The organism is Halomonas sp. LMYGS-3, from assembly GCF_059509875.1.
In genome coordinates this window covers 27,795-40,726 of record NZ_JCAKFQ010000015.1, presented here as the reverse complement: position 1 = coordinate 40,726, position 12,932 = coordinate 27,795, and the positions used below count along the sequence as shown (strand labels likewise).

The 12,932-nt window shown below is 67.4% G+C and carries 12 protein-coding genes; 6 read left to right on the top strand and 6 right to left on the bottom strand.

From position 1 onward, the window contains the following. Complete coding sequence (locus AC5W54_RS14390) at positions 1–756, bottom strand: helix-turn-helix domain-containing protein (protein ID WP_495962773.1); 756 nt, start codon at positions 754–756, stop codon at positions 1–3. A 151-nt stretch (positions 757–907) separates the two neighbouring features. Beyond that, positions 908–2,287: a class II fumarate hydratase gene (locus AC5W54_RS14385; RefSeq protein ID WP_495962772.1), complete on the bottom strand. Its 1,380-nt coding sequence runs from the start codon at positions 2,285–2,287 to the stop codon at positions 908–910. Positions 2,288–2,432: 145 nt separating this feature from the next. Here AC5W54_RS14385 and AC5W54_RS14380 point away from each other — a divergent pair, with 145 nt between their 5' ends. The 4 genes from AC5W54_RS14380 to ehuB all read left to right on the top strand — a co-directional run bounded on the left by AC5W54_RS14380 (position 2,433) and on the right by ehuB (position 5,622). Further along, positions 2,433–3,470, top strand: a complete 1,038-nt coding sequence (locus AC5W54_RS14380; protein ID WP_495962771.1) for an alpha/beta hydrolase — start codon at positions 2,433–2,435, stop codon at positions 3,468–3,470. A gap of 136 nt (positions 3,471–3,606) precedes the next feature. Next, complete coding sequence (locus tag AC5W54_RS14375) at positions 3,607–3,963, top strand: phasin family protein (protein ID WP_495962770.1); 357 nt, start codon at positions 3,607–3,609, stop codon at positions 3,961–3,963. Positions 3,964–4,107: 144 nt separating this feature from the next. Further along, positions 4,108–4,650, top strand: a complete 543-nt coding sequence (locus tag AC5W54_RS14370; RefSeq protein ID WP_495962769.1) for a hypothetical protein — start codon at positions 4,108–4,110, stop codon at positions 4,648–4,650. 105 nt (positions 4,651–4,755) lie between these two features. After that, positions 4,756–5,622 carry an ectoine/hydroxyectoine ABC transporter substrate-binding protein EhuB gene (ehuB, locus tag AC5W54_RS14365; RefSeq protein WP_495962768.1) on the top strand — a complete coding sequence of 289 codons (867 nt, stop codon included), beginning with the start codon at positions 4,756–4,758 and terminating at the stop codon, positions 5,620–5,622. Between the two features lie 19 nt (positions 5,623–5,641). Here the strand turns inward: ehuB and hda are convergent, their stop codons facing one another. Together hda and AC5W54_RS14355 are read right to left on the bottom strand one after the other, a co-directional pair. Beyond that, positions 5,642–6,343, bottom strand: coding sequence for a DnaA regulatory inactivator Hda (gene hda, locus AC5W54_RS14360; RefSeq protein WP_495962767.1), 702 nt, complete (start codon positions 6,341–6,343; stop codon positions 5,642–5,644). Continuing rightward, a complete protein-coding gene (locus AC5W54_RS14355; protein WP_495962766.1) occupies positions 6,340–7,416 on the bottom strand; it encodes an AI-2E family transporter in 1,077 nt (358 codons plus the stop codon). The genes hda and AC5W54_RS14355 overlap by 4 nt, the downstream gene beginning before the upstream one ends. Positions 7,417–7,579: 163 nt before the next feature. Between AC5W54_RS14355 and purM the strand changes: the two genes are divergently transcribed. Both purM and purN read left to right on the top strand, forming a co-directional pair. Beyond that, positions 7,580–8,644 carry a phosphoribosylformylglycinamidine cyclo-ligase gene (gene purM, locus AC5W54_RS14350; protein ID WP_495962765.1) on the top strand — a complete coding sequence of 355 codons (1,065 nt, stop codon included), beginning with the start codon at positions 7,580–7,582 and terminating at the stop codon, positions 8,642–8,644. Next, a complete protein-coding gene (gene purN, locus AC5W54_RS14345; protein ID WP_495962764.1) occupies positions 8,641–9,381 on the top strand; it encodes a phosphoribosylglycinamide formyltransferase in 741 nt (246 codons plus the stop codon). Before purM ends, purN begins: the two co-directional genes overlap by 4 nt. Positions 9,382–9,575: 194 nt before the next feature. Here the strand turns inward: purN and AC5W54_RS14340 are convergent, their stop codons facing one another. Together AC5W54_RS14340 and AC5W54_RS14335 are read right to left on the bottom strand one after the other, a co-directional pair. Further along, a complete protein-coding gene (locus AC5W54_RS14340; protein WP_495962763.1) occupies positions 9,576–11,618 on the bottom strand; it encodes a TRAP transporter permease in 2,043 nt (680 codons plus the stop codon). Between the two features lie 120 nt (positions 11,619–11,738). After that, on the bottom strand, positions 11,739–12,758 hold the full coding sequence (locus AC5W54_RS14335) for a TAXI family TRAP transporter solute-binding subunit (RefSeq protein ID WP_495962762.1): 1,020 nt from the start codon (positions 12,756–12,758) through the stop codon (positions 11,739–11,741). Positions 12,759–12,932: the final 174 nt, after the last annotated feature.

The window sequence follows — 12,932 nt, the reverse complement described above, 5'->3', positions numbered from 1 at the left end:
TCACCCCTCGCTGCTGCGCCGCCCACTCGTCTCGGCCAGGCGCTCCAGCCGGGGCATGTCGAGGAGATGGAACTCCTGGCCATGAGTGGCGAGTAACCCCTGCTCGCGATAACGCACCAGGGTACGGCTGACGGTTTCCAACGTCAGCCCCAGGTAGTTGGCGATATCGCCGCGCGACATCGCCAACCGGAAGCGGTGGGGCGAATAGCCACGAAGCCGGAAGTGCTCGGACATGGCGACGAGGAAGTGCGCCAGCCGTACCTCGGCGGTCCTGCGCAGCAGCAGGCGCATCCACAACCGCTCGCTCCCCATTTCCTGGCTCAGGTAACACAGGAACCGCCGGCGCAACTCGGGCACACGGGTGCCGAGCTCGGAGAACTCCGCGAACGGCAATTCACAGACCGTGGCGGTCTCCAGTGACACGACATCGCCCGGGTAGCGGCCTTCGCCGAGGGCATCGAGGCCGATCAGCTCTCCCGGCAGGAAGAACGCCGTGACCAGGTATTCGTCGCTGGCGGTCGTGGTGACCTGCTTGAGACTGCCGGAACGCACCATGAAGAGGCTGGTGAAGGGCGAGCCTTGCGGGATGAGGAGATCGCCCTTGTAAAGCGTCGCCAGGCGACGAATGATATCGCCGAGTTCGGGGACCTCGTCGATCGGCAAGCGTCCGGTGAAACAGAAGGGACTCGACCGGCATGACAGGCACTCGACGTAATGTCGAGCGGCAAAGCGCACTACTTTGCTGTGACTCGTCATGTCATACCCCCTCCCGAAACTCGTTCGGGGATACTCCGTTGTCCTGAGTATGAGTCCCGGGCAGAGTGACGGCCGTCATGCTTTCGTCGAAGGTGGCCCCCTCCGGGCGTCGTGACGGCCAGTCGGTACACACGAGGAACCAGGCGCCTGGCTACTCGGGAATCCCGCCCCGGGTCAGGGCCACGGGGTCGAGCAGGCGCTCGAGTTCCTCGCGGGAGAGGTCGGTCTCCTCCTCGGCCACCTCGATGATCGGCCGTCCGGCCTGGTAGGCCCGCTTGGCGATGGCCGCCGCGGCGTCGTAGCCGATCACCGAGTTGAGTGCCGTCACCAGGATCGGGTTGCGCGACAGCGGTCGCCGCAGGTTCTCCTCGCGCACCTTGAAGGTGGCGATGGCGCGATCGGCCAGCAACCAGGCGGTGTTCGCCATCAGGGTGATGGCGGTCAGCAGGTTGTTGGCGACCAGCGGCAGCATGACATTGAGCTGGAAATTGCCGCTCTGGCCGGCCACCGCCACCGCCGTATCGAGGCCGATCACCTGGGCCGCGGCCTGGGCCGCAGACTCGGGAATCACCGGGTTGACCTTGCCCGGCATGATCGAGCTGCCCGGCTGCAGGGCCTCGAGTTCGATCTCGCCGAGCCCCGCCAGCGGGCCGGAGTTCATCCAGCGCAGGTCGTTGGCGATCTTCATCACCACACAGGCGAGCCCGCGGAGCTGGCCCGAGAGTTCCACGGCGGCATCCTGGGAGGCCAGGCCGGCGAAGAAGCTGTCGTTCGGGGCGAGCGCCAGCCCGGTCTGCTGGCTCAGGTCCCGGGCCATGCGCACCGCGAACTCGGGGTGCGCATTGATGCCGGAGCCCACCGCGGTGCCGCCCTGGGCCAGCCGACAGAGGCGCACCATGGCGCTGTCGAGACGCTCGATGGCCTGCCCCACCTGGCTCGACCAGCCGCCCAGTTCCTGGCTCATGCGCAGCGGCATGGCGTCCATCAGGTGCGTCCTGCCGGTCTTGACCACGTGATCGAGCTCACAGGCACGGACCTCGATGGTCTGGCGCAGGTGCACCAGCGCCGGCCGCAGTCGCGACTGCACCTCCAGCGCCGCCGAGAGGTGGATGGCGGTGGGAATGACGTCGTTGCTCGACTGTCCCATGTTGACGTGATCGTTGGGGCCCACCGCCAGGCCATCGCGGCTGGCCAGACGGGCGATCACCTCGTTGACGTTCATGTTGCTCGAGGTGCCCGAGCCGGTCTGAAAGACGTCCACCGGGAACTGGTCATCGTGCTCGCCGGCGATCACCGATTCGGCGGCGGCAGCGATCGCCTCGGCCCGCTCGGGGTCGAGCAGGCCAAGGCCTCGGTTGACCCGTGCCGCGGCCAGCTTGATGCGGGCAATGGCATGGATGAAGGCCGTCGGCATGGGTTGGCCGGAGACCGGGAAGTTGTTGACCGCACGCTGGGTCTGGGCACCGTAGAGGGCCTCTGCGGGCACCTCGAGCTCGCCCATGCTGTCACGCTCGATGCGATGGTCGCTCATGGCCTTCTCCTTGTCGCCGGCCGATGCAGGGAATCTCCCTCTCACCATGGTGCCGCCGCTCCCCGCTTGCAAGGCGGCTCTCGCCAATTCCACCCGCACTCCGCTATGGTCGGTCGAGGTGAGCAACGCCAGGAGGGAATCGGGCATGACAGGCCGCCTATCTCGCTGGACCCGGGCCGTGGGGCGGCTGCCGTTACTCGCCGTCTTCTGGCTTGCCGGCTGTGCCGCCAGCGGCGCCGCCCCGGCCCCGGCCGATCCTCCGGACCCGGTCATCGCCGAACTACGCGATGGCCGGGTGATCGCCGAGGATGGCTACCAGCTGCCGATGCGCCGCTGGCTGCCGCCGGGGGATCCCGAGGTCGTGATCCTGGCGCTGCACGGGTTCAATGACCATGCCGGCAGCTTCGCCCCCCTGGCACAGGCGCTGCGGCCCCGCGGCATTGCCGTGCATGCCTTCGACCAGCGCGGCTTCGGCACCACCCGCGGCCGCGGTCTCTGGCATGGGGAGCAGCGCCTGGTAGACGACGCCCGCCTGGTCGCCCGCCTGCTGCGCCAGCGCTACCCCGACACCCCCCTCTACCTGGTCGGCAAGAGCATGGGCGGGGCCGTGGCCCTGCTCGCCCTCGCCAACGACCCACCCGCCGAGGTGAACGGTACCGTACTGATCTCGCCGGCGGTGTGGGGACTCGAGACCATGCCCTGGTACCAGCGGCTCGGCCTGCGCGTCGCCGCGAACCTCTTCCCCGGCCTGAGCTTCTCTTCCCGAGTCACGCGCCGCCTGGGCATCCGCCCCACCGACGACCCGGAGGTGATACGCGCCATGCTCGACGACCCGCTGATCCAGCGACGCGCACGCGTCGACACCCTCCATGGCCTGAGCCGGCTGATGGACGCCGCCAACCGGGCCGGCGCACGCCTGCCGCCGCCGGCCCTGCTGCTCTACGGCGAGCAGGACGAGGTGATTCCCCCCGAGCCGATCTGCCGGCTGCTCGGACGCCTGCCCGATGCCCCGGCCCACCGGCTGGTACTCTACCCCGATGGCTTCCACATGCTGACCCGCTACAGCGGCGATGCCGCGACCCATGCGGACGTTGCCGCCTGGTTGCTGGACCCGCAGGCACCACTGCCCTCCGGCCATGAGGTCGACCGCGACGGTGCCCGCAGCCGGCTCTGCGACCCTTGATCCCCGTGGCGAAGACCCGCAGGAAGATTCATGTTGCACTGCACAAAGCACTCTGCTATTGTGCGCTGCAACAGGAAGGCAAAGCGGCACCCCGCGTGACTTCCCGACACTTCACAGAGCCCTGGAGGGTTTCACGATGCAAAACTTCGATACCAAGCAGTTCGAGTCCCTGTTCTTCGCTCCGGCACGCGCCTACGCGTCGCTCACCGTCGACTACGCCGAGAAGCTGGTCAATGCTCAGCTCGACGCCGGCAAGGCCTACACCGACACCGGCCTGGCGCAGCTGCGCAGCCTGTTGGACGTCAAGGATGCCGAAGGTCTGCGCGCCTACATGGAAGGCCAGCAAAAGGTCGCCAAGGACCTGACCGAGCGCTTCAAGGGCGACGCCGAGAAAGTGGTCTCCCTGCAGCAGGACTTCGTGCAGCAGAGCCAGAAGCTGACCGAAGAGAACGTCAAGCAGGCCCAGGCGACCGCCACCAAGGCCACCAAGTAAGCCTCGGGCAGAGCCAGGCCGGTTCCGCACCGGCCAGCACTCTCCCGAAGGGCCGCCGATCATCGATCGGCGGCCCTTTTGCGTTAAGCTCTCCTGCTCAGGACCGGATGCCGGTCCGGAGGATCGTTCACCGGGAGAAAGACCATGAGACGCTGGATTCTTGCCATGCTGCTGGCCGCACTGCTGGCCGGCTGCGAAATCATGCCCCCTGCGCCGGCGCCGGCGCCGACCGACCGTATCGAGGTGATCGACAGGGAGATCGAGCGCGAGCCCCGGGTGGAGCGACCCACGCCGGGACGCGTGGCCCGCCGGGTGGCGTTTCCCGAAGCGGAATACGCGGCCCTGCAGAAGGCCGGCAGCGGGGTCATCAGCGGTCGCCTGAGCCTCAACGGCATTCCCGGCGCCAACGAGACCATCGCGGTGGCACCGGTGACCACCTACTCCGCCGAAGCCGCCGAACAGGCTCTCGCCGGCCGTGCCGTGGAACCTGCCGACCCCCGGGCCCGGGAGTACACCCATACCACGCGCACCGACGGCCAGGGGCGCTTCACGGTGAATGGGATGCCGGCCGGCGAGTTCTATGTGTCGGGCAGTGTGGTGGACCCGGCCAGTGGCGAGCGGCGGATCATCATCCGCCAGGTGTCGCTGGGCAACGGCCAGCGACTGGAAGTGAACCTCAGCCGCTGAGGCGACGCCTGGCGTGGGCCGCCCCCGTCTCCTATGTTGATGCCTAAGGTTCACCAGGCTTGCGACGATGCTCGGGGGCCATCACCCACGGAGGGACGTTTGCCCATGCGCAACGACAGCAGACACGGCTGGCCGATGCGACTGGCCATCACGGCACTACTGCTCGGTCTGACCGGTGCCCCGGCCAGCGCCGCCAGCCTGGAGGAGATCCGGGAACGCGGCATTCGCATCGCCGTGGCCAATGAGGAACCCTACGGCTATCTCGACGAGAATGGCGAGCCCCGTGGGGCCGGACCCGAAGTGGCCCTGCACCTGATGGACGAACTGGACATCGAGTCGATCGAGTGGCTCGAGACGACCTTCGATGACCTGATTCCCGGCCTGCGCGAGGGGCGCTTCGACATGGCAGCAGCGGAGATGGCCATCTTCCCGGAGCGCTGCGAGCTGGTCCTCTACTCCGAGCCGAACACCACCTATGGTGAAGGCCTGCTGGTCAGGGCCACCAACCCCATGGCGATCAATTCCTACACCGACTTCGCCCAGCGCGACGACATCCGGGTCGCCGTCATGGCCGGCGCCGATCAGCGCGAGATCCTGACGGCGCTGGACGTGCCCGCCGACCGGATCGTCGCCATCGAGCGCAACGAGGATGCCATCGGGGCGATCACCGGCGGCGAGGTCGACGCCTACGCGGCCACCGGCCTGACGGTCACCGCCCTGGAGCGAGCCGACAATGACGTGGAAGTGGTCCTCGACTTCGTCGACCCGGTGATCGGCGGCGAGGCGGTGCGCAGCTGGGGCGGCTTCGCCTTCGGCCCCGATGCCGAGGAACTCCGCGATGCGGTCAACGAGGCGCTGGTGGCCTACAAGCGTACCAATGCCTGGGAACAGACCCTGACCGACCACGGCTTCACCCAGGACGACGTGCTGAACTCCTTCCGCTTCAGCACCGAGCAGCTCTGCAGCGGCTAGCCGCCTACCAGCCCAGCGCCTACCAGCCCAGCGCCTGCTTGACGAAGGGAATGGTCAGCTTGCGCTGGGCGGACAGCGAGGCGCGATCCAGCGCCTCCAGGGCCTCGAACAGCTCGCCCAGGCGTCGCGGCCCGCGATGCAGGATATAGCGCGCGACCTCATCGGGCAGTTGCATGCCACGGACCCGGGCACGCAGCGTCAGGGCCGCCAGGCGCTGCTCGTCATCCAGCCCCTGTACCTGGAAGGTCACGCCCCAGGTCAGCCGCGAGGCCAGGTCGGGGAGCCGTACGGGGAGCTGCCGCGGGGATGCCTCGGCCGCGATCACCAGCCGCTTACCGCCATCCCGCAGCCGGTTGAAGGCGTGGAACAGTGCCTCCTCCCAGCGCTTGCGCCCGACCACCCGCTCCAGGTCGTCGATGACCACCAGGTCGAGCCGCTCGATCTCCTCGAGCATCAGCGGCGGGAAGTGTCCCAGCTCCTCCAGCGGCAGGTAGAGGGCCCGCCGGTCCCGGTCGGACGCCGCATGGCACGCCGCCTGCAGCAGGTGACTGCGCCCCACGCCGGGCTTGCCCCACAGGAACAGGAAGGGTTCGCCGCCGTCGTCGAGCTGATGGACGAGGTGATCGACCAGGGAGGCGTTGTCGCCGGCAAGAAAGTTGGCGAAGGTGGCGTCGTCACGCAGCCCAACGCCCAACGGCAGCTGCGCGGGTGCTCGGCTCATGTCGACTCCTCGTCGTCGGTGCGGCGTTGCCTGGTATCGTACAAGGTACTGTGCTTGTAGCGATCGTTGAGTTCCCGCAAGAGTACCATGATCACCGCCGCCGCCGGCAGCGCCAGCAGCACCCCGGTGAAGCCGAACAGGTTGCCGCCGGCGAGCACGGCGAAGATCACCGCCACCGGGTGCAGCCCGATCCGGTCGCCCAGCAGCTTGGGCTGCAGGACGGTGCTCTCGATGACCTGGCCGATGGAGAACACCACCACCACGCCGAGCAGGGCCAGCCAGCCGCCGAACTGGAAGAAGGCCACGATCAGCGCCACGCTGATGCCGACGATGAAGCCCAGGAACGGCACGATGCTCGCCAGCCCCGCGACCAGGCCGATCAACACACCGAAACGCAGGCCCATCAGCGACAAGCCGACGGCATAGATGATCCCGAGACAGAGCATCACCAGCAGTTGACCGCGCAGGAAGGCGGCGAGCACCTCGTCGCAGCGCCGGGCCAGGCGTACCGCATCGGCCTCCCAGTCGCGGGGGAACAGGTCACGGATGCTGGGGATCAGCCGGTTCCAGTCGAGCAGCAGATAGAAGGTCACCACCGGGATCAGCGCCACATAGGTGACCCAGGTGACGAAGGCCATGCCGGAACGCCCGACCTGTCCCAGGAACTGGGCCAGGTAGCCACCGGCATCCTGCCAGTGCTCGGCGAGGGTCTCCTGGACATTGCCGATCTCGGCGGTCACGTCGAGGCCGGTCCAGGCCAGGAGCTGGGGCGCCAGTACCGACTCGATCCAGCCGAAGATACCGGGAATCATCTGGCCGAACTGCCGGAACTGCTGGGCGAGCAGCGGGATCAGCACCAGCAGCCCCACCGCCAGGACCACCGTCAGGACCAGGAAGACGCCACACACCGCCAGCGGGCGCGACAGCCCCCACCGCTCCAGCCGGTTGGCCAGGGGGTCGCCCAGGTAGGCGAGAATCATGCCGGCGAAGAACGGCATCAGCATCGCCTCGAGGCGAAACAGCAGCCATATCAGCGCGACCGCCCCGATCAGGATCCACCATTCTCTGCGCATCGTTTCCTCCCTGTGTCGGATGCCTGACCCCGGCGATGCAGGCAAGCCGACGGCTGCCAGCCCGGCATCATGATGCTACAATTCACGCCCCGATCTTGCCCACTGCCCGTCGGCCGGTGACCGCCGGCGACGCACCGACAGCCATTCTTACACAGGACAGGTCATGACCGATTCCACTTCCCGCCCCTCGCTCAGCTACAAGGATGCCGGCGTCGACATCGATGCCGGCAATGCCCTGGTCGATCGCATCAAGGGCGTAGCCAAGCGCACCACCCGCCCCGAGGTGATGGGTGGGCTGGGCGGCTTCGGCGCCCTGTGCCAGTTGCCGGCCGGCTATCGCGAGCCGGTGCTGGTCTCCGGCACCGACGGAGTGGGCACCAAGTTACGCCTGGCCATGGACCTCGGCCGCCACGACACCATCGGCATCGACCTGGTGGCGATGTGCGTCAACGACCTGGTGGTGGCCGGCGCCGAGCCGCTGTTCTTCCTCGACTACTATGCCACGGGCAGACTCGACGTGGACATCGCCGCCGACGTGGTCACCGGCATCGGCGAGGGGTGCGCCCAGGCCGGCTGCGCCCTGGTCGGCGGCGAGACCGCCGAGATGCCCGGCATGTACGAGGGCAGCGACTACGATCTGGCCGGCTTCTGCGTCGGCGTGGTGGAAAAATCCGAGATCCTCGACGGCAGCCGGGTCGCCGAGGGGGACGTGCTGCTCGGCATCGCCTCCTCCGGCCCGCACTCCAACGGCTACTCGCTGATCCGCAAGATCCTCGAGGTCAGCCGGGCCGACCTGGACACCGCCATCGACGGCCAGCCGCTCGGTGATGCCCTGTTGGCCCCCACCCGCATCTACGTCAAGCCGCTGCTGTCGCTGATCAGGGAGAGCGGCGTGCCCGTCCATGCGCTGTCCCATATCACCGGCGGCGGCCTGCTGGAGAACGTTCCCCGGGTCCTGCCCGAGGGCCTCGCCGCGCGCATCGACGTCTCGAGCTGGGACCGCCCGGCGGTATTCGACTGGCTGCAGCGGCAAGGCAACGTCGACGAGCAGGAGATGCACCGCGTGCTCAACTGCGGCATCGGCATGGTGATCGTGGTCCCCGCCGACCAGGCCGACCAGGCCCGCGCCCACCTGCAGGCCCAGGGCGAGACCGTGCACCGCATCGGCGAGATCACCGCTCGCCACGGCGACGAGGCGCCGGTGCAACTGGAGAACCTCAAGGCATGAGCGAGCCCGGCTACCAGAGCGATACCCTGCGGGACTTCACCCCGGAGCCGAGCGAGGCGCGCCGGGTGGTGGTGCTGATCTCCGGCAACGGCAGCAACCTGCAGGCGCTGATCGACGAGCAGACCCACGACCGACTGGGCGGCGAGATCGTCGCGGTGATCTCCAACGAGCCCGACGCCTACGGGCTCACCCGGGCGCGGGAGGCCGGCATCGACGCCGTGGTCCTGCCGCATCGCGAGTACGAGAGCCGCGATGCCTACGACGGCGCCCTGATCAAGGTGATCGAACGTCACGAGCCCGACCTGATCGTGCTGGCGGGGTTCATGCGCATCCTCACGCCGCGCCTCGTGCAGCGCTTCCTGGGGCGCATGCTCAACATCCACCCCTCGCTGCTGCCCGCCTATCGGGGCCTGAATACCCACGCCAAGGCACTGGCCGACGGCGTGTCCGAGCACGGCTGCAGCGTGCACTTCGTTACCGAGGAGCTCGACGGCGGGCCGGTGGCGATCCAGGCCGCCGTGGCCGTCGCCGACGACGAGACCGAAGAGAGCCTCAAGCAGAAGGTGCACGCCCGCGAACACCTGATCTACCCCATCGCCGTGAAGTGGTTCCTGGAGGGGCGCCTGCAGCTCGCCGCCGAGGGCGCCACCTTCGACGGCCTGCCGTTGCCGCCCCAGGGCCTGCGCCTGTCCCACGCCGACGCCGCCGAGGAGCTCGACGAGGATCAAGAGCGGTAAGCTGTAAGCTGGATGTCCCGCAGCGGGCACAGGTCGACTCGTCCAGGCCGTTGAGCAGCCGCGTCATCGTGACCTGGGAGGAACGCGACCCAGCAAGAGGCGTCAGGCCTCGCGCATGGGCCCGGGCTGTCTGTCATGCGCACTACCCGTGGGCCCAGCGCACCAGCCGGGCGCCGGGAAGTTCGAGAAACGGATTAGCCGGCATGCTCATCGTGCCCTTTTCCCGATCGGTGAAGGGCTGTCACGGCTCGGAACCGGTGCAAGGCCAGTCCCACCAGGATGCACATCGCCCCGATCATGTCCACCCAAAGGCCCGGGGCGACCATGACGATGGCGCCTCCCCCCACCAGTAGCCGGGACACTGGCCCCATGCCACCCCAAAGATGTCCGATGGCCGCCACCGACAGGAAGCCGATGCCCACCAGGGCGCTCAGCACCGCGACCAGGATGGCCAGGGGATTGCCAGCGAGGGTGAGTTCCGGGTTCAGGATGAACAGGAACGGCAGGAGGTACAGGCTACAGGCCAGGATCAGCGCATAGCGGGCCGTGCCGAAGAAAGTGCCGCCGCTGATGGCGATGGCGGCAAAGATCCCCGCCGCGACCGGCGGAGTGATAGCCGACACGCTGGCGAAGAAGTACAGGAAGAGATGCGACGGCAAGCGATCGAACCCCAGGTTCAGCAGCGGTGGCGCCAGCACCGCGGCCGCCACGGCGTAGGCCGCCGGTGTCGGCATCCCCATCCCCAGGATGATCGCCAGTACCATGGTGAGCGCCAGCGAGATGAACAGGTAATCCCCGCCGATGGACAGGATCACCTGCGACAGCGTCACGCCCAGCCCGGTCAGGTTGATGATCGAGACCATGATCTGGGCGGCGGCGATGATCATGGCGATGTACACCACGCTCACCGCGGCAGTGTACAACCCGCGATAGGTCGACACGGCCACACCGGCGAGACGCTGGCCCGCGGTGCTGACGGCTGCCTGCTGTGTCCGAGGTGTCTCGTCGGCCTCGAGGCCCGCCACCCGCCGCGCTCGCTCGCTGGCCGCGGTCTCGACTGGCTGGCGGCGAAACAGCGCGCCCGCGACCATCATCCCGCTGATGGAGACCAGCGACCAGAACACCGCCGTCTGGATGGTGTAACGCTGCAGGATGAAGAACAGCAGAACGCCGATCGGCACCAGCAGGCTGGCCATGGCCACGGGCTCGAATGCCTCCCGCCGCGACGGAATCAGCTCCGCGGGCAATGCCTCCAGCCGATAACGCCGCGCCATCAGATAGACGCCCAGCAACAGCGCGGTGAAGAACAGCACCGAGGGCACGAGCGCGGCCTTGACCACATCCAGGTAGGCGATACCCAGCAGCTCCGCCATCAGGAAGGCACCTGGCCCCATGATCGGCGGCATGATCTGCCCGCCTGTCGAGGCGACTGCCTCGATGGAGCCCGCGAGATTGCGATCGAACCCCAGCCGGCGCATCAGCGGGATGGTCAACACCCCGGTGCTGGTCACGTTGGCCACCGTGCTGCCGTTCACCATGCCCATGAAGGCGCTACCGATCACGGCGACGATACCCGCGCCACCGCGGATGTGCCCCCCGAGCCGCATGGCGATGCGGATGAAGGTGTCGCCGGCCCCGCTGGCGTTGAGCAATGCCCCCAGGATCAGGAACAGGGTCACCACGGTCGCCGAAATGCCCATCAGCGTGCCGAGAATGCCGTTGTTGCCCATGTAGAAGACGTAGATCATCCGCTCCAACGACAGGCCGCGATGAGCCAGCGGCCCCGGCATGTACGGACCGAAATAGGCATAGACGCAGAAGAACAGGATCAGACCGACGAACAGCCAGCCCAGGGTGCGGCGCACGGCTTCCAGCAACAGCACGAACAGCGCGACACCAAACGCCTTCTCCACCGCCTCGTTGATGTACCAGTTGCTCATCACGATGGCGTCGTAATTGACGAAGACATATCCCAGCAGCACCAGACAGGCGAACGCGCACGGCAGGTCGATCAGCACGAGTTGCAAACGGGGAAAGCGCGTGTGCCCCTGGTACAGCAGAAACACGAAGAACAGGGCACCGCCCAGGTGGACGGCGCGTTGCTGATAGTTGGGCAGCGTCCCCACGCCGGCGGTGACGATATGGAAAAGGATCCACGCCAGGGCGAGGACACCGATCAGACAGCCAACCACACCGCTGAAGTGGCGCAGGTGGGTGACGCGTTCATCAGAACTCATAGGCTAGGCCCCCGAGGTCCCCGGACCTTGGCAGCGAGCGGTGGCCCTGCCGCGGCCCCGCTCGCCGTGACGACTTGGAATGTCATGGTTGGCACGCGCTTTCTGCCCTGCCGGACGCCATCACTCGCTGTATTCCGGCGGCACCAGTCGCTCGGGAACCTCGTGCCCCTGTTCCTTCAGGTAACGCACCACCCCGGCATGCAGAGGGGCTACGCTGGCGTTGAGGGTCAGTTGCAGCGGGTCGACCTGGGCGGCGGGCGCATAGCCGTCGGCCGCCGCCTGGACCCCCTCCTCGGAAAAGGCGCGCGCCACGATCCCGTAGGCGACCTCCTCGGCGAGATCATCGGTGGTGTTGATACCGATCCCGGTCTGGATGGTGGTCAAGGGGCTTTGCTGCTCGCCATAGAAGTCAGCGGGGTCGACCTCGCCGACGCTGAAGTACGGCCGGGCGTCGGCCACCTGTTGCGCCTGGTCCGGGGTCATCGACAACAGGCGCACCGGCCGCGACGAATGGGCCTGCTGGATATAGCCATCGGGATGCAGACCGGCCTTGACGAAGGCATCGAGACGTCGGTTCTGGTAGGCATCCAGCGCATCGCTGCCCCCGGCACGATAGTAGTCGGGTTGGATGCCGAGGATCTCCAGCGCGGTTTCTGTCTGCCCTTCCGTGGCGGTGCCGCGCCCTCCGGGATTGAAATCGCGCCCGGCCAGGTCCTCGAGGTCAGTGATTTCGGATTCGGCCGCCACGACCCAGTTCAGCGGCAGCGGCGCGAAGAAGTACAGCGTGCGCAGGTTCTCCGCCGGGGAGCCGTAATCCCCCTCGCCCTGGACGGCTTGATGGTCCGAGGACGTCACCGCGATCCCCATGTCCACTTCGCCGCGCAGCAAAGCCTGGGTCGAGGCAGCGGCCCCACCCAGTTCCTGGACGCTCATCCCGACACCATCGACAGTGTCGTTCCAGTCCGAGACCACGGCGACCTGGTAGGAGTAGAAGGCCGATCCGCTGTGGGTCGCCCCCATGGCGAGTCTGGCCTGGGCCTCGGCGGTGAGCGGCAGCAGGCTCGCCGCAATGATCCCCGCCGTGCCCAGGGTGAAGGCATTCAGATAGTTTCTGGCTGTGCCGTTGGTTGTGGCTGGCATTGTTGTTGTCCTCTATGGCATGTGCGAGTCCTTACGATGGCATGCCCACCGGCGGTGGTGACCTTCCCTGGCTGTCGTGACCTCCGGATAGCGATTCACGACGCTTGCTTCCGGACGGTGTTGTTATTAATAGCCCAACGCTAGCATTTTTTCATCCCTGTGTAACACTTTTCA

Coding starts and splice junctions, on each gene's coding strand:
- AC5W54_RS14370 (WP_495962769.1), top strand. CDS start 4,108: ATGAGACGCTGGATTCTTGCCATGCTGCTGGCCGCACTGCTGGCCGGC.
- hda (WP_495962767.1), bottom strand. CDS start 6,343: ATGAGCCGAGCACCCGCGCAGCTGCCGTTGGGCGTTGGGCTGCGTGAC.
- AC5W54_RS14385 (WP_495962772.1), bottom strand. CDS start 2,287: ATGAGCGACCATCGCATCGAGCGTGACAGCATGGGCGAGCTCGAGGTG.
- AC5W54_RS14355 (WP_495962766.1), bottom strand. CDS start 7,416: ATGCGCAGAGAATGGTGGATCCTGATCGGGGCGGTCGCGCTGATATGG.
- purN (WP_495962764.1), top strand. CDS start 8,641: ATGAGCGAGCCCGGCTACCAGAGCGATACCCTGCGGGACTTCACCCCG.
- purM (WP_495962765.1), top strand. CDS start 7,580: ATGACCGATTCCACTTCCCGCCCCTCGCTCAGCTACAAGGATGCCGGC.
- AC5W54_RS14340 (WP_495962763.1), bottom strand. CDS start 11,618: ATGAGTTCTGATGAACGCGTCACCCACCTGCGCCACTTCAGCGGTGTG.
- AC5W54_RS14375 (WP_495962770.1), top strand. CDS start 3,607: ATGCAAAACTTCGATACCAAGCAGTTCGAGTCCCTGTTCTTCGCTCCG.
- AC5W54_RS14390 (WP_495962773.1), bottom strand. CDS start 756: ATGACGAGTCACAGCAAAGTAGTGCGCTTTGCCGCTCGACATTACGTC.
- AC5W54_RS14335 (WP_495962762.1), bottom strand. CDS start 12,758: ATGCCAGCCACAACCAACGGCACAGCCAGAAACTATCTGAATGCCTTC.
- AC5W54_RS14380 (WP_495962771.1), top strand. CDS start 2,433: ATGACAGGCCGCCTATCTCGCTGGACCCGGGCCGTGGGGCGGCTGCCG.
- ehuB (WP_495962768.1), top strand. CDS start 4,756: ATGCGCAACGACAGCAGACACGGCTGGCCGATGCGACTGGCCATCACG.